Source organism: Streptomyces sp. NPDC006551 (assembly GCF_040611675.1).
GTDB lineage: Bacteria > Actinomycetota > Actinomycetes > Streptomycetales > Streptomycetaceae > Streptomyces.
The window spans coordinates 167925-185104 of record NZ_JBEXOT010000008.1 but is presented as its reverse complement, the minus strand read 5'-3'; the positions used below and the strand labels follow the sequence as shown (position 1 = coordinate 185104).

Genomic DNA, 17180 nt, shown 5'->3' with positions numbered 1-17180 from the left:
GGGGACCGCCGCACCCCCGTCACCGGGGGGCGGGACGACGGCGGTCCCCGCGAGGGACACGGGCCCGGGTCAGGGCCGGTCTCCGCGTCCGCGGCGTCCGCAGGAGGTCCGGGAGCCGCTCCGTAGTCCTTGACGCCGACAACGACCAATCTGCCGCAGGCGTGTTAAGCGGGTGCTGCGGGTACGTGTCGCGCTCGTACCGATTGCGCGAACGCCCGAGCCACCCGCTCACACGCCTCCGGTCACGCTACTTCGCGGCGCCCTTGGCCCCGCCGCTCGCGAGGAAGGCGAGCAGGTCCTGACGGCTGACCACACCCGTCGGCTTGCCCTCGACCAGCACGATCGCCGCGTCCGCCGCGCCGAGCACGGACATCAGGTCGGCGACCGGCTCGCCGGAGCCGACCTGCGGCAGCGGCGCGCTCATGTGCCGCTCCAGCGGGTCCTCCAGGGAGGCGCGCTTGGTGAACAGCGCGTCGAGGAGCTCGCGTTCGACGACGGAGCCGACGACCTCGGCCGCCATGACGTCGGGGTGTCCGGCGCCCGGCTTGACGATCGGCATCTGGGAGACGCCGTACTCCCGCAGCACCTCGATGGCCTGACCGACCGTCTCCTCGGGGTGCATGTGGACGAGGGACGGCAGGCCGCCCTCCTTGTGGCGCAGTACGTCGGCGACGGTGGCGGACTCGGTGTCCTCCAGGAAGCCGTAGTCGGCCATCCACTCGTCGTTGAAGATCTTGGAGAGGTAGCCGCGGCCGGAGTCCGGCAGCAGGACGACGACGATGTCGTCGGGGCCGAGGTCCTTGGCGACCTCGAGCGCGGCGACGACCGCCATGCCGCACGAGCCGCCCACCAGGAGGCCCTCCTCCTTGGCGAGGCGGCGGGTCATCTGGAAGGAGTCCTTGTCGGAGACGGCGATGATCCGGTCGGTGCCGTCACGGTCGTAGGCGCTGGGCCAGAAGTCCTCGCCGACGCCCTCGACGAGGTACGGCCGGCCGGAGCCGCCGGAGTAGACCGAGCCCTCGGGGTCGGCGCCGATGATCTGGACCGCGCCGCCGCTGACCTCCTTGAGGTACTTGCCGGTGCCGGAGATGGTGCCGCCGGTGCCGATGCCGGCGACGAAGTGGGTGATCTTCCCGTCCGTCTGGTCCCACAGCTCGGGGCCGGTGGTCTCGTAATGCGAACGGGGGTTGTTCGGGTTGGAGTACTGGTCCGGCTTCCAGGCGCCGGGCGTCTCACGGACGAGCCGGTCCGAGACGTTGTAGTACGAGTCGGGGTGCTCGGGGTCGACGGCGGTCGGGCAGACGACGACCTCCGCCCCGTACGCCCGCAGGACGTTGATCTTGTCGGTGGACACCTTGTCGGGGCAGACGAAGATGCACTTGTAGCCCTTCTGCTGGGCCACGATGGCGAGGCCTACGCCCGTGTTGCCGGACGTGGGCTCGACGATCGTCCCGCCGGGCTTGAGAGCACCGCTCTCCTCGGCCGCCTCGATCATGCGGACCGCGATGCGGTCCTTGACCGAGCCGCCGGGGTTGAAGTACTCGACCTTGGCCAGGACGGTCGCCTGAATGCCGGCTGTGACGTTGTTGAGCTTCACCAGCGGGGTGTTGCCGACGAGGCTGATCATCGAGTCGTGGAATTGCACCGTAATCTCCGGGGTCTCCGTAATGGTGCGGCCAGCGTATGCGTAGTCGGAGCGGGTTACGGGGCAGTTAGACCCTGAACGGCTTGAAGGAGGTGACCGCCCCTATGTCGAGGGCGAGGGTGGCGCGGCGGATCGCGGCGGGCGCGGCGTACGGCGGCGGGAGCATCGGGCTGCTCGGTGTGGCGGCGGTGGGCGTGCTCCTGGCCGAGGTGCAGCTGGCGAAGAGGTCGGTGGGGGGCGGAGTGGCGCCGCTGCCACCGGGGGCGGAAGGTCTGTACGGACGCTCTTTCGCGGCTGCGGATCCCACCTCCGCCCCGCTGCGGCTGGCCCTTCTGGGTGATTCGACGGCGGCGGGTCAGGGCGTGCGCCGGTCCGGCCAGACGCCGGGGGCGCTGCTCGCCTCGGGTCTCGCGGCGGTGGCGGAGCGTCCGGTGGATCTGCGGAACGTGGCGCTGCCGGGCGCGCGGTCGGACGACCTGGAGCGTCAGGTGTCTCTTCTGCTGTCGGCTCCGGCGGGGCCGCCGGACGTGTGCGTGATCATGATCGGCGCGAACGACGTGACGCACCGGATGCCGCCGACGGAGTCGGTGCGGCATCTGGCGGCGGCGGTGCGGCGGCTGCGGACGGCGGGGTCCGAGGTGGTCGTCGGGACCTGCCCCGATCTGGGGACGATCGAGCCGGTGTACCAGCCGCTGCGGTGGCTGGCGCGGCGGGTGTCACGGCAGCTGGCGGCGGCGCAGACGATCGTGGTGGTGGAGCAGGGCGGGCGGACGGTGTCGCTGGGGGATCTGCTGGGTCCCGAGTTCGCGGCCAATCCCCGCGAGATGTTCGGGGTGGACAACTTCCACCCGTCGGCGGAGGGGTACGCCACGGCGGCGATGGCGGTGCTGCCGACGGTGTGCGCGGTGCTCGGCGTCTGGCCGGAGACGGACCGCCTGGAGCCGGACCGCCACGAGGACCTGCTGCCGGTGGCGAAGGCGGCGGCGGAGGCGGCGAAGGAGGCCGGTACGGAGGTCACGGGGGTACGGGCTCCCTGGGCACTGCTCAAGCACCGCCGCCGTCGGCGCCTTCCGGAGCCGGCGGTCACGGCGGCCGAATCGGAGCCGGGATCGCAGCCGGAGCCGGGATCGGAGCCGGAAGCGGCTCCGTCGGCGGAGGACGCCCGCCGGCCGTGACGGGCGGGCCGGGAGCGCGGCACCCTGGAACGTGGGGATGCCGCTCTTGGGATCCTCCGCGTTCCCGACTGAGCGCCCGCTTAGAAAAGAGGCCCGCATCACATGGCCAGGCCGGTGACCAACGCGATACGTACGGGTAACTTCCCCTTCAGTCCTGCCAGAACCGCACCGCACCCCCTCCTGGAGCCGTGATGCCCGAAGCCGTCATCGTCTCGACCGCCCGCTCCCCGATCGGCCGGGCCTTCAAGGGCTCCCTGAAGGACCTGCGGCCCGACGACCTCACCGCGACCATCGTCCAGGCCGCCCTGGCCAAGGTCCCCGAGCTCGACCCGCGGGACATCGACGACCTGATGCTCGGCTGCGGCCTTCCCGGCGGCGAGCAGGGCAACAACCTGGGCCGGATCGTCGCCGTCCAGATGGGGATGGACCACCTCCCCGGCTGCACGGTCACCCGCTACTGCTCCTCCTCGCTCCAGACCTCCCGCATGGCGCTGCACGCCATCAAGGCCGGTGAGGGCGACGTCTTCATCTCGGCCGGTGTGGAGATGGTCTCGCGGTTCGTGAAGGGCAACTCCGACTCGCTGCCGGACACGCACAACCCGTTCTTCGCCGAGGCCGAGGCCCGCACCGCCACCGTGGCCGCCTCGGAGGGCTCCAGCTGGCACGACCCGCGCGAGGACGGCCTCGTCCCCGACGCGTACATCGCCATGGGGCAGACCGCCGAGAACCTGGCCCGCCTCAAGGGCATCAGCCGCCAGGAGATGGACGAGTTCGGCGTACGGTCCCAGAACCTCGCCGAGCAGGCCATCAAGAACGGCTTCTGGGAGCGCGAGATCACGCCGGTGACGACCCCGGACGGGACCGTCGTCTCCACCGACGACGGCCCGCGCGCCGGAGTCACCCTGGAGGGCGTCCAGGGCCTCAAGCCGGTCTTCCGCCCCGACGGCCTGGTGACCGCGGGCAACTGCTGCCCGCTGAACGACGGTGCCGCGGCGCTCGTGATCATGTCGGACACCAAGGCGCGTGAGCTGGGCCTGACCCCGCTCGCCCGCATCGTCTCCACCGGCGTCTCGGGCCTCTCCCCCGAGATCATGGGCCTCGGCCCGGTCGAGGCGTCCAAGCAGGCCCTCAAGCGCGCCGGCCTGACGATCGGCGACATCGATCTGGCCGAGATCAACGAGGCCTTCGCCGCCCAGGTGATCCCGTCCTACCAGGACCTGGGTCTGGACCTGGACAAGGTGAACGTCAACGGCGGCGCCATCGCCGTCGGCCACCCCTTCGGCATGACCGGCGCCCGCATCACCGGCACGCTGATCAACAGCCTCCAGTTCCACGACAAGCAGTTCGGCCTGGAGACGATGTGCGTGGGCGGCGGCCAGGGCATGGCGATGGTCATCGAGCGGCTGAGCTGAGCCGAAGAACCGAGCGGCTTGAGCCGAGAAGGCCGTGCGGCCTTCGTGAGCAGCGCTCCCATGGCCTTCTGACGCGGATCCCAACCGTCCCGCGTCCCAGCCGTGACCGAATCTCCCCCAGGATGTGACCTACGTCCCGGGGGAGATTCGTTCCCGCAGGTCACGGCCGTCCCGGCACTAAACACCAGGCACAAATACCTGTCCAATTCGTGACGTAATGCACTGACAGGGGGCGCGCTCCCAGGACACTCTGATGTAGGAAGTCGGGGGATCGACTCGAAATCGGGAGTACGTCAGTGAGCGCCATGTCTCTTGCCCTGCTGGTGACCACGGCCGCCGCCACGGCCGTGGGCGCCGCCGCCCTGCACGCCGCCCACGGTCTCCGTAAGCAGGTCGCCGCTCTGCGTAGCGAACTGTCCACCGGACACGGCGTGTCCGTGCCGCACGCCCGCCCGACGCCCGCCGCCGAGATACGCGCCGCGGTCGCCGAGGCGCTGGCCGAGGAGCGCGAGCGCGAGCTGGCCGAGGCGCGGGCCTTCTGGGCCGCGCAGGAGACCCGGGACGCGGCCGACTCCCCCTCCCTGCTCGGCGGCCTGTCGGGCACCGCCGAGGACGGCCCCTTCTTCGTGCCGCGCCAGGCCGACTTCGTGGGCCTGGAGGCGATGGCCCTGGAGGCGATGGAGGCGGAGGCCGCCGCGCTCGACGGCGCCGGCCCCGAGAGCGTCCTGGACGAGTTCCCGGAGCTCGTCGAGTACACCGAGTACGCGGAGGACTCCCCCGAGCTGGCCGCCGCCCGCCGCCGGCACCCCTCGCACCCGGACTTCGTGCCGGTCCAGACGCCCGTGGTGACGGATCATGAACGCACGGTGGCCCGCCTCGAACAGCTCGCGGAGACGGGCACGGCGCTGACCGACGTGCGCCCCGGCCCGCTCGGCACGCTCGACGTGTACGTCTTCGCCGACGGCACCACGCTCTGTATGACCCCCGGCCACCGGGAGACCGCGGAACGCCTCGCGGAGGCGCTGCGCGCGGGCCACACTCCGGTGCTCCTCGGCGGCTCGGGCGTCTCGGGCGCGTACGCCCTGACGTTCTCCTACGGGGCCGCGGACGACGAGAACGTCTACATCCTGGCCGACCGCGTCATCGCGTCGCTCTAGCGCCCGTGGAGGCGCGCCTCAGGGCGCGCCGGGGCCCATCCGACCCGATCCGCCGGACATCCACCCTTCGGAGAGCCGCCGAAGACCCGCCGAAGACCCGCCGAAGACCCGCCGAAGACCCGCTTACAGCCCTACAGCCCCGCCCGCTCCGTCGCCCGCCGTACGAGATCCACGGCCTCGCCCAGTTCCCGCTCCGGGGCGCCGGCCGGGGCGGTTCGCAGAATCTCCGCCAGATCGTTTCCGGCGACCACAAGTTGGTCCGCGACGGTGAAGACGCCCGCGTCCGGCATGATCCGAGCGGCGCCCCCGGGCTCCTCGATCCGCTGGGCCCGCAGCGCCAACTCCCTTGCCAGCTCCAGCCCTTCGGCGGCGGCGCCGCGCTGGAGACGGCTCTGCGGGGCGGTCCGCAGCCGGTCCGCGAACCGCTCCACGGCGGCGGTCAGTTCACTCGTATCAAGCACTCCGCGACCCTACGCGCCCTCCAGGGACTGTTGCCAACAGGCCGACGCTCAGGCACGGTGACGGGAAGGAGCACACGGCAACACGCGTCCGGAGGCGCCGATGTCCCACGTCTTCTCCGAAGAGACCCACCGCAATCTGCTCGCCCGCATCCCCCATTGCACCGGTCGTGAAGTGTCCGACTGGCTTCGCACCGTCGAGGAAGGCCCCTCCCTCGTCCGCTTCGAGGAGAAGGTGAGCTGGCTCCGGGGCGAACACGACCTCGCGTACGGCCACGCGAAAGCGATCATCCACGAGTACGACCTCCGACGGGCGGCCCGCAGGCTGCTCTGACACCCACCCCGGGCGGCTCTCCGGCACCGCGCCGGAGGGCCGTCACGTCACGTTCCGCCCCAGGAACCCCCGTACCAGCGCCGCGATCTCCGGCCCGTGCGTCTCCAGGGCGAAGTGCCCGGCGTCGAGGAGGTGTATCTCCGCGTCCGGCAGGTCCCGCGCGAACGCCTCCGCGCCCGCGGGCCCGAAGATCTCGTCATGGCGGCCCCAGGCCGCGAGCAGCGGTGGCCGGTGGGTGCGGAAGTACTCCTGGAAGGCGGGATAGCCGTCCAGGTTGAATTGGTAGTCCCAGAAGAGCTGAAGCTGGATCTCCTTGTTGCCGGGCCGGTCGAGGCCGGCCTGGTCCAGGGTCCAGGTCTCCGGCCCCACCCGGTCGAGCCGGTCGGCCGGGACGCCGTGGGTGTACTGCCAGCGAGTGGCCTCGGCGGTCAGCAGCTCCCGCACGGCGGGCTCGTTCGCCTCCCGGTCCTTCGCGTGGGCGAAGAGCACGTCCCAGAAGGGCGTGAAGCCCTCCAGATAGGCGTTTCCGCTCTGGCTGACGATCGCCGTGACCCGCTCGGGGTGGCGCGAGGCGATCCGCAGCCCGATGGGAGCGCCGTAGTCCTGGAGGTAGAGCGCGAACCGGTCGACCCCGAGCCGGTCGAGGAGCGCGAGCGTGATCTCGCCGAGCTTCTCGAAGCTGTACGGGAAGTCGGCCACGGACGGGGCGGCGGAGGCGCCGAAGCCGAGGTGGTCGGGCGCGATCAGGTGGTAGGAGTCGGCCAGCTCGGCCATCAGCCCTCGGTACATGTGCGAACTGGACGGGAAGCCGTGCAGCAGTACGAGGGTGGGGCGGCCGGGGTCTCCGGCCTCCCGGTAGAAGACGTCGAGCCCGTCGATGGTCTCGGTACGGGCACGCAGGGCGAACGCGGACATGGCAACCTCCCCTTCGGGGGAGAACGATCGTTCTCCCGTTTCCCCTGTAGAGTAGGAGAACGATGGTTCTCCAGGCAAGCACACGCGAGGCGCACGAGGGGTGAGCGGACGATGGACACGGAAACCGCCGAACTGAAGCTCCTGGAGGCCGCCGAGGCCCTCTTCGACGAGCGCGGGGTGCAGGCCGTCGGCATGGACGCCATCCGTACCGCGTCCGGCGTCTCCCTCAAGCGGCTCTACCAGCTGTTCCCCTCCAAGGACCATCTGGTGTGGGCCGTCCTCAAGCGCCGCGACAGCGCCGTGCGCGAGGCCATCGCCGCCCATGGGGCCGCCCGCGCCACCACGCCGCACGAGCGTGCCCTCGCGGTCTTCGACTATCTGGGCGACTGGTTCGCGGACCCCGGCTTCCGCGGCTGCGCCTTCATCAACACCTTCGGGGAGATGGGCGGCATCTCAGCGGACGTGGCCGACATCGCCCGTGGGCACAAGCGGGCGCTGCGGCAGTACTTCGCCGAGCAGACCGACGCGCTCGGGGCGCCCCAGGAGCTCGCCGACCAGCTGGCGATCCTCGCCAACGGCGCCATGGCCGTCGCGGGCATCAGCGGCTCCGCCGAACCGGCCGCCCAGGCGAAGAGCGCGGCGAAGACCCTGCTGGACGCGGCCCTCGCGCGGCTATGAGGGCCCAGGGCCCCCGGGACACGCGGACACACGGAAGGGCCCGCCCGGCGGAAGCCGGACGGGCCCTTCGTCACGCGGTCACAGAGGTGACCCCGGAGTGCGTCAGTCGTCGCCCTGGAGGATCGACAGCACACGCAGCATCTCCAGGTAGATCCACACCAGGGTCATGGTGAGGCCGAAGGCCGCCAGCCAGGACTCCTCGCGGGGGGCGCCGTACGTCACGCCGTCCTCGACCTGCTTGAAGTCGAGGGCGAGGAAGCAGGCGCCGAGGATGATGCCGATGACACCGAAGAGGATGCCGAGGCCGCCGCTGCGGAAGCCGAGACCGTCACCGCCGCCGAAGACGGCGAACAGGAGGTTGGCCATCATCAGGAGCATGAAGCCCATGGCGGCCGCGATCACGAAGCCGTAGAAACGGCGGGTGACGCGGATCCAGCGCATCTTGTAGGCGATCAGCACACCGGCGAAGACCGCCATCGTGCCCATGACCGCCTGGACCACCACACCCGGGGAGATGTAGGTGGAGACGGCGCTGGAGATCACTCCGAGGAAGACGCCCTCGAAGGCGGCGTACGTCAGGATGATCGCCGGCGAGGCCTTGCGCTTGAAGGACTGGACCATCGCCAGGACGAACGCCACCAGGGCGGCGCCGATGGCGATGCCGTAGGACTTGCCGATGTTCGCCGGGTCGACGGGCAGCAGCACCCACGACAGGGCGGCGGTCAGCACGACCGTGCCGAGCGTCATGGCCGTACGGCTCACGACGTCGTCGATCGTCATTACATTGCCGCGGACCTGCGGCGGGGCGCCCACCTGGGCGTCCGGGGCGTAGGGGTTGCTCGCGTACGGGTTCGTCGCGCCCTCGGCGTACGGGTTCGTTCCGACGGCGGGGCCCCCGGCCTGCGACTGCTGCGCGTTGAAGCCGGCGTAGCCGTTGTCGCGGCTGAACCCCCGTCGCGAGAAGACCGGGTTACTGCTCCTCATCTCACTCCTCCATGGCCGCACTGCGCGGCCTTGCGTCAAGAGTAATGCGGAAGCAAAAGAATCTCCCTAGTGCTCGGGGAGGATCTTTCCTCGATCGTTAAGGAAGCCCGGCCGGGAACGGCGGGGCCAGAGGGGGAGCTGTGCCCGGAACCGGACTCGAACCGGTACGGCCCGAAGGCCAGCGAGGTTTAAGCTCGCCGTGTCTGCATTCCACCATCCGGGCGTGACGCGCGGCTCCGCGTTGGCACATGAGCCTATCGGGGCGCTTCCCCCGTTCAGCGGAACGGCGACCCGATGTTGTCTTATTTTATTGACGTCTGAGGGTGCGTCAGTGCAGGTGGGGGCCGATCTGACGAAGTGTGACGGGGCTCGCAGGCGCAAAGGCGCACACGCGGGAATGACGGAAAGTCGCCGCCCCGCGACGCATTCCCCACGGGGTATCGGGGCGGCCGGCGCTCCCGCGGAGATCTCAGGGGCGCCGTCATACCTCAGGAGGAGAGCCGGGGCACGCGGTCCGACTCGAGACTGCCCCGGGAACGGGCATGGGGGCGGACGTCCCGGCCCGTAACGCTCGACACGATGGAGTGGTTCCCGAACGCACCGTTCCGACAGGAGTCACCCTCGTGAAGACCACCTCCACCGTGCCCCGCGCCACCGCGGTGGCAGCCCGCGCCACGGATCTCTCGAAGGTCTACGGACAGGGCGAGACCCAGGTGGTCGCCCTGGACCGGGTCACCGTGGACTTCCGGCAGGGGGAGTTCACCGCGATCATGGGGCCCTCCGGCTCCGGCAAGTCGACCCTGATGCACTGCGTCGCCGGCCTGGACTCCTTCAGCTCCGGCTCGGTCCGGCTCGGCGAGACGGAGCTCGGCACCCTGAAGGACAAGCAGCTCACGCAGCTGCGCCGGGACAAGATCGGCTTCATCTTCCAGGCGTTCAACCTGCTGCCGACGCTGACGGCGCTCGAGAACATCACGCTGCCGATGGACATCGCCGGCCGCAAGCCCGACAAGCAGTGGGTGGAGCGGGTCATCGACATGATCGGGCTCTCGGGCCGGCTGAGCCACCGCCCCGCGCAGCTCTCCGGCGGCCAGCAGCAGCGCGTCGCCGTGGCCCGCGCGCTGGCCTCCCGCCCCGAGATCATCTTCGGTGACGAGCCGACCGGAAACCTGGACTCCCGCTCGGGCGCGGAGGTGCTGGGCTTCCTGCGCAACTCGGTACGGGAGCTGGGGCAGACGGTCGTCATGGTGACCCACGACCCGGTGGCCGCCTCCTACGCGGACCGGGTGATCTTCCTCGCGGACGGCCGGATCGTCGACGAGATGATCGCCCCGACGGCGGACGGCGTGCTCGACCGCATGAAGGCCTTCGACGCCAAGGGCCGCACGAGCTGAGGCGGCCGGGGCCCGGCCCCGGTATCCCGTCTCCCTCGACCTTCGCCCCGCAGGGGCCACCACTCCAGGACACATCCATGTTCCGTACCGCCTTGCGCAACGTTCTCGCGCACAAGGCCAGGCTGCTGATGACCGTGCTCGCCGTGATGCTCGGCGTGGCCTTCGTCTCCGGCACGCTGGTCTTCACCGACACCCTCTCCAACGCCTTCCGCAACCAGTCGGCCAAGAGCTACGACAACGTGGCCGTCGCCGTCTCCGCACTGCACGACGCCGACGACCCCGACAAGACGCCCGGCCTCTCCGAGGAGGTGCGGCGGAAGATCGAGGGCGTCGACGGGGTCGCCGAGGCGACCGGCCGGGTCAGCGGCTTCGCCGGTGTGCCCGACAAGGACGGCAAGCTCATCGGCGTCGGCTGGTCCAACAAGGGCACGAACTTCGCCCCCGGCAAGGACGGCGAGGACCCGGCGTACCAGTTCACCGACGGCTCGGGGCCGGTGCGGGACGACCAGATCGCCCTCGACGAGGAGACCGCGGTCAAGGGCGGCTACCAGGTCGGTGACACCGTCCGGGTCGCCACCAACGGTCCGGTGAAGGAGTACGGCCTCGCCGGCGTCTTCACCACCGAGGACGGTGCCGTGAGCGCGGGCGGCAGCCTGGTCCTCTTCGACACCGACGTGGCGCAGAAGCTGTACGTCGAGCCCGGCTTCTTCCAGGACATCACCGTCGCGGCGAAGCCCGGCGCCGACGCCTCGAAGATCCTCGCCGCGGTCGAGCCGCTGGTCGGCGAGAGCGGCGAGGCCCAGACCGGGCAGGCGCTCGCCGACCAGCAGGCCAAGGACATCGAGTCCGGCCTGAGCGTGCTCAACCAGATGCTGCTCGCCTTCGCCGGCATCGCGCTCTTCGTCGGTGTCTTCCTGATCTCCAACACCTTCACGATGCTGGTCGCCCAGCGCACCAAGGAGCTGGCCCTGATGCGCGCGGTCGGTGCCTCGCGCAAGCAGATCACCCGCTCGGTGCTCGCCGAGGCCGGGCTGGTCGGTCTGGTCGCCTCCCTCGTCGGCTTCGGCCTCGGCGTGCTGCTCGCGATGGGTCTGCGCTCGGGCATGTCCGCCTTCGGCCTGAAGGTGCCGGGCGGCGAGCTGGTCGTCACCTCCACTCCGCTGATCTCCGCGCTCGCCGTCGGTGTGCTGATCACGATGCTCGCCGCCTGGCTGCCGGGCCGCAGGGCCGCGAAGATCCCGCCGGTGGCGGCGATGAGCAGTGTCCACGCGGTGGCCACCACCAAGTCGCTGGTCGTGCGCAACTCCATCGGCGCGGCGATCACCGCCCTCGGTGCCGTCGGCATCATCGCCGGGGCCGGCAAGGGCGGCGAGACGGGCCGCATGCTGATCGGCGCGGGCGCGTTCTTCACCCTCGTCGGTGTGATCGTGCTGATCCCGCTGCTGTCCCGCCCCGTGATCACCCTCGCCCGGCCCCTGCTGAAGTCCTTCGGGGTCGCGGGCAAGCTGGCCGGGCAGAACGCGGTCCGCAACCCCCGCCGTACCGGCGCCACCGCCTCCGCCCTCGCCATCGGCCTGACCCTGGTCACCGGCCTGTCGGTGCTGGGCGCCACGGTCGGCTCGGCGCTGGACCGGATGACGACCGACCAGATCAAGGCCGACTACATGGTCTCCATGGCCAGCGGCGACGGCCTGAACCAGGCGGCCCTGGACGCGCTGGAGAAGGTGCCGGGGGTCGCGGCGGTCTCCCCGCAGCAGGCCGGCTACTTCGAGATCAAGGGCGACTTCGCGTCGGTCTCCGGTGTCACCCCCGGCGACATCGAGAAGGTCCTCAGGCTGAACGTCACCAGCGGCTCGCTCGCCTCCCTGGCGGACGGGAAGATCGCGGTCGCCGACAAGACGGCCGACAAGCAGGGCTGGAAGGTCGGCACGGCCCTCCCCGTGGAGTACCTGGACAAGAAGAAGGAGAAGCTGACGGTCGGCGCGGTCTTCGAGAGCAGCGAGTTCGTCTCGCCGGTCCTCGTCGACACGAAGATCCTCAACGCCCACGACTCCAAGCCGTACATCCCGCAGATCTTCGTGTCGATGGAGGGCGGCCAGACGGCGGCCGGTGAGAAGGCGCTGATCCAGGCGCTCGGCGACAACCCGGCCATCACGGTGATGGACCACAAGGACATCCGTGACGCGTTCGGCGGCCAGATCAACCTGATGCTGAACATCATGTACGGCCTGCTGGCGATGGCTCTGATCATCGCGGTGCTCGGTGTCGTCAACACCCTCGCCATGTCGGTGTTCGAGCGGCAGCAGGAGATCGGCATGCTGCGGGCGATCGGCCTGGACCGTCGCCGGGTGAAGCGGATGGTCCGTCTGGAGGCCGTGGTCATCGCGCTGTTCGGCGCGGTGGTCGGCATCGGTCTCGGCTCCTTCCTCGGCTGGGCCATCGGCGAGACGATGAAGAGCAGCCTGCCGGGCTACGCGCTGGTGCTGCCCTGGGACCGGATCGGCGTCTTCCTGCTCCTCGCCGGCCTGGTCGGTGTGCTGGCCTCGCTCTGGCCGGCCCGCAGCGCGGCCAGGCTGAACATGCTGACCGCCATCAAGGCGGAGTGACGGCGGTACGGACACGGCGAAGGGCCGGACACCCCCGGGGGTGTCCGGCCCTTCGCCGTTCGCGCGCGTCCACCGTCCGCGCGCTCCGGTCGTCAGCTGCCTTCGCAGTAGCTCATCAGCCGGTCGTGGTTGGCCCTGTACTGGTCGTACAGCGCGGCGTCGTCGATCTTCAGCAGCGTCTCGTCGTTGGCCCGCAGCGCCGGGTAGGTGTAGTTGTGGCTGCCGGTGAAGACCAGCTTCCGGCCGGAGGTGCCGTTGTACGTGCCCTCCACGAGCAGGTACTTGGAGTGGAGTCCGACCTTGGCGACGCCGGTCCCCCGGTCCTCCTGGCACTCCACGCGCTTGGTGAGCTTGCCCGAGATGATGCTCTCGACACCGCTGCTCATCGATTCGGCCGCGCCGTCGTGGGCGAGGATCACCGAGCACCCGGCGTTCTTCAGGGCGACGAGCTCGGTGGCGACCTCGTCACGGGTGAAGAGGTTGGCGGCCATCCGCACCTGGGTGCCGCCGGAACAGCTCACGTTGTCCAGGATCAGCTTGATCGTGTCGGTGGACGCGTCGTTGTCGAAGGTGGTGCCGGCGGCTTCCTTGCGGGGGAAGAAGTACGTCTTGTACGCGCCGCTCTCCGGGGTCTTGTAATAGTGGCTCAGGCCGGTGGAGGAGGTTCCGTAGGCGAGCAGGTCGGCCCAGTAGGCGCGGTAGATCGCGTAGAGGCCGCTGTCGACGATCGTGACCGCGTTGTTGAAGAGGTCCGTGCGCTGGACGTTGGTCATGTTGGCCGAGGTCTGCACCACCACGTCGTTCGCGCCCCCGGTGGACGAGAACAGGAAGAACTTGTTGTGGTTGATGGCGCCGTCGGGGTCGTTGGGCAGCTTGCGGGTTCCGATGCAGCCACGGCCCGCCGGGCAGGCGAAGACCCAGGAGCCCTGGGTGCGGTCGGTGCCGAGCCGCTCGGCGAGCCGGGTGTACTCGCCGCCGCTCATGGTGGTGGAGGTGTGGTCCACGATCACCTTGACGTCGACCCCGCGGTTCTTGGCGGCGTGGAGCGCGTCGGTGACCGTGTCCTCGGTGAAGGTGTAGAGGCCGGCGGTGATGGTGGAGCCGGCGGGGGCCTGGTCGATCAGCCCGAGGATGTGGTCGCGGACGCGGCTCTGGGCGGCGCTGTCGCCGGCCGGGTCGTTGAAGGTGGCGGTGGTGGTCACGGCCGCGGCGGCCGTGACGGCGGCCGGGACCGCGGAGGCCGTGGCGGCGGACGTCGGGGAGGCGTTGCCCGGCACGGCCGCGACGGACAGGAGTCCGGCGCCGACGGCCAGGGTGAGCAGCAGACGGATCGGGCGGTGCACGACGGGTTTCCCCCTAGGGCCTGGGCGGCTCGTATCCGGCATACCGGAGTATGCGGCGTATACATGACAATTCCCGGCTCGGAGAAGAGGGGGTGCCGGCCGTCGCCGGCACCCCCTCTCGACGAGCCCGAAGGCCCGAAGGTATCAACGCGGGAGCGACTCGTTCCACACCCGCGGGCGCAGCGCCACGCCGGACGTGCCCTCCTCCGGTGTCTTCACCGCCAGGAACTGGTTGACGCCGATCCGGTTGCGTTCGAAGGAGACCGCGGAGGCCGCCATGTAGAGCCGCCAGATTCTCGCCCGGCCCGGTGACACCAGCCGGACGGCCTCGGCCCAGCGCGCCTCCAGGTTGGCCACCCAGCGGCGCAGCGTGAGGGCGTAGTGCTCGCGGATGGCCTCCACGTCCCGCACCTCGAAGCCGGCGTCCTCCAGGGTGGCGAGCGTGCGGCCCATCGGAGCGAGCTCCCCGTCGGGGAAGACGTACGCGTCGATGAACTCGTCCACCTCGTAGGTGGCTTCGTCCGGCGTGGGGCGGCGGGAGATCTGGTGGTTGAGCAGTCGGCCGCCCGGCTTGAGGAGCGCGTACAGGGTGTCGGCGTACTCGCGGTAGCGGACCTCGCCGACGTGCTCGGCCATGCCGATCGAGGAGATCGCGTCGTACGGACCGTCCTTGACGTCGCGGTAGTCCTGCACCCGGATCTCGATCCGGTCCGTCAGCCCCTCCTCGGCGATCCGCTTGCGGGCGAAGACGGCCTGCTCGCGGGAGAGGGTGACGCCGACGACCTGGGCGCCGTACTCGCGGGCCGCGTGGATGGCCATGGAGCCCCAGCCGCAGCCGACGTCGAGGAGCCGGTCGCCCCCCTTCAGCCGCAGCTTGCGGGCGATGAGATCCAGCTTGTCGCGCTGGGCGTCCTCCAGCGTGCCGTCCTCGGTCCAGTACGCGCACGAGTAGACCATCGAGGGCCCCAGCACCAGGGCGTAGAAGTCGTTGCCCACGTCGTAGTGGTGACTGATCGCCTGCTTGTCCCGGTGCTTGCTGTGCCGGGAGCCGGTGCGCCGCCGCATCTCCTCGGCGGGCGGCGCCGGCGGCGGGAAGGGCCCGCCGAGCTTCAGCAGGGCGCGGGCCGCGGCACGGAGCTTCGGGTCGCGGACGGTTTCCAGGGCGCTTCTGGTCTCCTCGGCGCGCTCCCAGATGAGCCCGGCGAGCCGGTCAAGGACCTCGTACAGATCGCCCTCGACGTCGATCTCACCGGCCACCCAGGCCCGGGCGAGGCCGAGTTCGCCGGGCTTCCAGAGCAGCCTGCGCAGGGCGCGGCGCTCCCGGACGACCAGAACGGGGCCGCCCACAGGTCCGGCTTCGCTGCCGTCCCAGGCCCGCAGGCGCACCGGGAGCGGGGCTCCCAGCAGATCCTCGGCGAGAGTGGTCAGCCGCAACGCGGCGTCGGCCATGGTGCACACCTCCGTGATGTCGTGCCCCAGAAAGGTTCGTCACCACGTAAACACCCTCGGTAGGCGATTACAGTCCCGCCGTCGCGCAACGAGTCGGCAAAACACCCGGGCGGACATGCCGAAGGACCGTCCGCACCACGGATGGCGGACGGCCCTTCGGCATTTACGGTCGTACGGGTACGGCGGTGGAGCTAGGAGGCCTTGGCCTTCTCCTGGCTCGCCTGGGCGACGGGCGCCGGGGCGGGCTTGGCGGCCTCGTAGAACTCCTCGCGCGGCGTCTCCATCGCACCGAGGGAGACGACCTCGCGCTTGAGGAACATCGCGAGGGTCCAGTCGGCGAAGACGCGGATCTTGCGGTTCCAGGTCGGCACGGCCATGCCGTGGTAGCCACGGTGCATGTACCAGGCGAGACGGCCCTTGAGCTTGATCTTCATCTTGCCCATGACGATCATCGCGACGCCCTTGTGCAGGCCGAGGCCGGCGACCGCGCCCTTGTTGGCGTGGCTGTACTCCTTCTGCGGGAAGCCCCGCATGCCGGAGACCACGTTGTCGCCGAGGACCTTCGCCTGGCGCAGCGCGTGCTGGGCGTTCGGCGGGCACCAGGCGTTCTCCACACCGGCCTTGCGGGCGGCGAGGTCCGGAACCTGGGCGTTGTCGCCCGCGGTCCAGATGTAGTCGGTGCCGGTGACCTGGAGGGTCGGCTGGGCGTCCACGTGGCCGCGCGGGCCGAGCGGGAGGCCGAAGCGGGACAGCGCCGGGTTGGGCTTGACGCCCGCGGTCCACACGATGGTGTTGGAGTCGACCTCCAGGCCGTTCTTCAGCACGACGTGGCCGTCGACGCAGGAGTCCATCGACGTCGAGAGGTAGATCTCGACGCCGCGGCCCTCGAGGTGCTCCTTGCCCCAGCGGCCCAGCTCCGGGCCCACCTCGGGAAGGATCTTGTCGGCGGCGTCGACCAGGATGAAGCGCATGTCCTCACGCTTCACGTTGGTGTAGTACTTCGCCGCGTCGCGGGCCATGTCCTCGACCTCGCCGATGGTCTCCGCACCGGCGAAGCCGCCGCCCACGAAGACGAAGGTCAGCGCCTTGCGGCGGACCTCCTCGTCGGTCGTCGAGTCGGCCTTGTCCAGCTGCTCCAGGACGTGGTTGCGGAGGCCGATGGCCTCCTCCACGCCCTTCATGCCGATGCCCTGCTCGGCGAGGCCGGGGATCGGGAAGGTGCGGGAGACCGCGCCCATCGCGATGACGAGGTAGTCGAAGGGAAGGTCGTAGGCCTCGCCGACGAGCGGCGCGACCGTGGCGACCTTGCGGTCCTGGTCGATGCTGGTCACACGACCGGTGAGCACCTCGGCTCCGCGCACGACGCGTCGCAGCGGGACGACGACGTGGCGCGGCGAGATGCTGCCTGCGGCGGCTTCGGGGAGGAAGGGCTGGTACGTCATGTACGACCGCGGGTCGACGACCGTGACGGTCGCCTCGCCGAAACGCATCTTCTTCAGAATGCGTCGAGCCGCGTACAGGCCTACGTACCCACCGCCTACTACGAGGATCCTGGGACGCTCCGTGGTGCTCATGCCATCGAGTATCCACCCCTCCGAGGGGGGTCGCTCGTGCGCCCCTTCACAAGCTT

Annotated in this window: 14 protein-coding genes and 1 tRNA gene; 7 read left to right on the top strand and 8 right to left on the bottom strand. The window is 70.4% G+C overall.

What is annotated here, in order from left to right:
* Positions 1-247: 247 nt before the first annotated feature.
* Entirely contained in the window at positions 248-1645 is a 1398-nt protein-coding gene (locus ABZY12_RS11895) for a cystathionine beta-synthase (RefSeq protein WP_356889158.1), read from the bottom strand.
* Positions 1646-1749: 104 nt separating this feature from the next.
* On the opposite strand from ABZY12_RS11895, the gene ABZY12_RS11890 reads away from it, so the two are divergent.
* The 3 genes from ABZY12_RS11890 (at position 1750) to ABZY12_RS11880 (ending at position 5389) form a co-directional block, all read left to right on the top strand.
* Positions 1750-2820, top strand: coding sequence for an SGNH/GDSL hydrolase family protein (locus ABZY12_RS11890; RefSeq protein ID WP_356889157.1), 1071 nt, complete (start codon positions 1750-1752; stop codon positions 2818-2820).
* Between the two features lie 191 nt (positions 2821-3011).
* Positions 3012-4232, top strand: a complete 1221-nt coding sequence (locus ABZY12_RS11885; protein WP_356889156.1) for an acetyl-CoA C-acetyltransferase — start codon at positions 3012-3014, stop codon at positions 4230-4232.
* A gap of 296 nt (positions 4233-4528) precedes the next feature.
* Positions 4529-5389: a hypothetical protein gene (locus tag ABZY12_RS11880; protein ID WP_356889155.1), complete on the top strand. Its 861-nt coding sequence runs from the start codon at positions 4529-4531 to the stop codon at positions 5387-5389.
* A gap of 131 nt (positions 5390-5520) precedes the next feature.
* Here ABZY12_RS11880 and ABZY12_RS11875 read toward each other — a convergent pair whose 3' ends face one another.
* On the bottom strand, positions 5521-5850 hold the full coding sequence (locus ABZY12_RS11875) for a hypothetical protein (protein WP_356889154.1): 330 nt from the start codon (positions 5848-5850) through the stop codon (positions 5521-5523).
* Positions 5851-5950: 100 nt separating this feature from the next.
* On the opposite strand from ABZY12_RS11875, the gene ABZY12_RS11870 reads away from it, so the two are divergent.
* Positions 5951-6181 carry a DUF4287 domain-containing protein gene (locus tag ABZY12_RS11870; protein ID WP_331919624.1) on the top strand — a complete coding sequence of 77 codons (231 nt, stop codon included), beginning with the start codon at positions 5951-5953 and terminating at the stop codon, positions 6179-6181.
* Between the two features lie 42 nt (positions 6182-6223).
* On the opposite strand, the gene ABZY12_RS11865 is transcribed toward ABZY12_RS11870, so the two are convergent.
* The gene (locus tag ABZY12_RS11865) at positions 6224-7096 is read right to left on the bottom strand and encodes an alpha/beta hydrolase (RefSeq protein WP_356889153.1); all 873 of its coding nucleotides are present in this window, start codon (positions 7094-7096) and stop codon (positions 6224-6226) included.
* A 111-nt stretch (positions 7097-7207) separates the two neighbouring features.
* Here ABZY12_RS11865 and ABZY12_RS11860 point away from each other — a divergent pair, with 111 nt between their 5' ends.
* Entirely contained in the window at positions 7208-7774 is a 567-nt protein-coding gene (locus ABZY12_RS11860) for a TetR/AcrR family transcriptional regulator (protein ID WP_356889152.1), read from the top strand.
* 102 nt (positions 7775-7876) lie between these two features.
* Here the strand turns inward: ABZY12_RS11860 and ABZY12_RS11855 are convergent, their stop codons facing one another.
* Together ABZY12_RS11855 and ABZY12_RS11850 are read right to left on the bottom strand one after the other, a co-directional pair.
* A complete protein-coding gene (locus tag ABZY12_RS11855; protein WP_356889151.1) occupies positions 7877-8758 on the bottom strand; it encodes a Bax inhibitor-1/YccA family protein in 882 nt (293 codons plus the stop codon).
* A gap of 141 nt (positions 8759-8899) precedes the next feature.
* Positions 8900-8981, bottom strand: a tRNA-Leu gene (locus tag ABZY12_RS11850).
* A gap of 400 nt (positions 8982-9381) precedes the next feature.
* Between ABZY12_RS11850 and ABZY12_RS11845 the strand changes: the two genes are divergently transcribed.
* Together ABZY12_RS11845 and ABZY12_RS11840 are read left to right on the top strand one after the other, a co-directional pair.
* A complete protein-coding gene (locus ABZY12_RS11845; RefSeq protein ID WP_356889150.1) occupies positions 9382-10152 on the top strand; it encodes an ABC transporter ATP-binding protein in 771 nt (256 codons plus the stop codon).
* Positions 10153-10229: 77 nt separating this feature from the next.
* Positions 10230-12758 (top strand): FtsX-like permease family protein, encoded by a 2529-nt coding sequence (locus ABZY12_RS11840; protein WP_356889149.1) that lies wholly within the window; start codon positions 10230-10232, stop codon positions 12756-12758.
* A gap of 92 nt (positions 12759-12850) precedes the next feature.
* On the opposite strand, the gene ABZY12_RS11835 is transcribed toward ABZY12_RS11840, so the two are convergent.
* The 3 genes from ABZY12_RS11835 to ABZY12_RS11825 all read right to left on the bottom strand — a co-directional run bounded on the left by ABZY12_RS11835 (position 12851) and on the right by ABZY12_RS11825 (position 17124).
* Entirely contained in the window at positions 12851-14101 is a 1251-nt protein-coding gene (locus tag ABZY12_RS11835) for a phospholipase D-like domain-containing protein (protein ID WP_356889148.1), read from the bottom strand.
* 144 nt (positions 14102-14245) lie between these two features.
* Positions 14246-15550, bottom strand: a complete 1305-nt coding sequence (locus tag ABZY12_RS11830) for a cyclopropane-fatty-acyl-phospholipid synthase family protein (RefSeq protein ID WP_356889147.1) — start codon at positions 15548-15550, stop codon at positions 14246-14248.
* 191 nt (positions 15551-15741) lie between these two features.
* A complete protein-coding gene (locus ABZY12_RS11825) occupies positions 15742-17124 on the bottom strand; it encodes an NAD(P)/FAD-dependent oxidoreductase (RefSeq protein ID WP_356889146.1) in 1383 nt (460 codons plus the stop codon).
* Between the last annotated feature and the right edge of the window lie 56 nt (positions 17125-17180).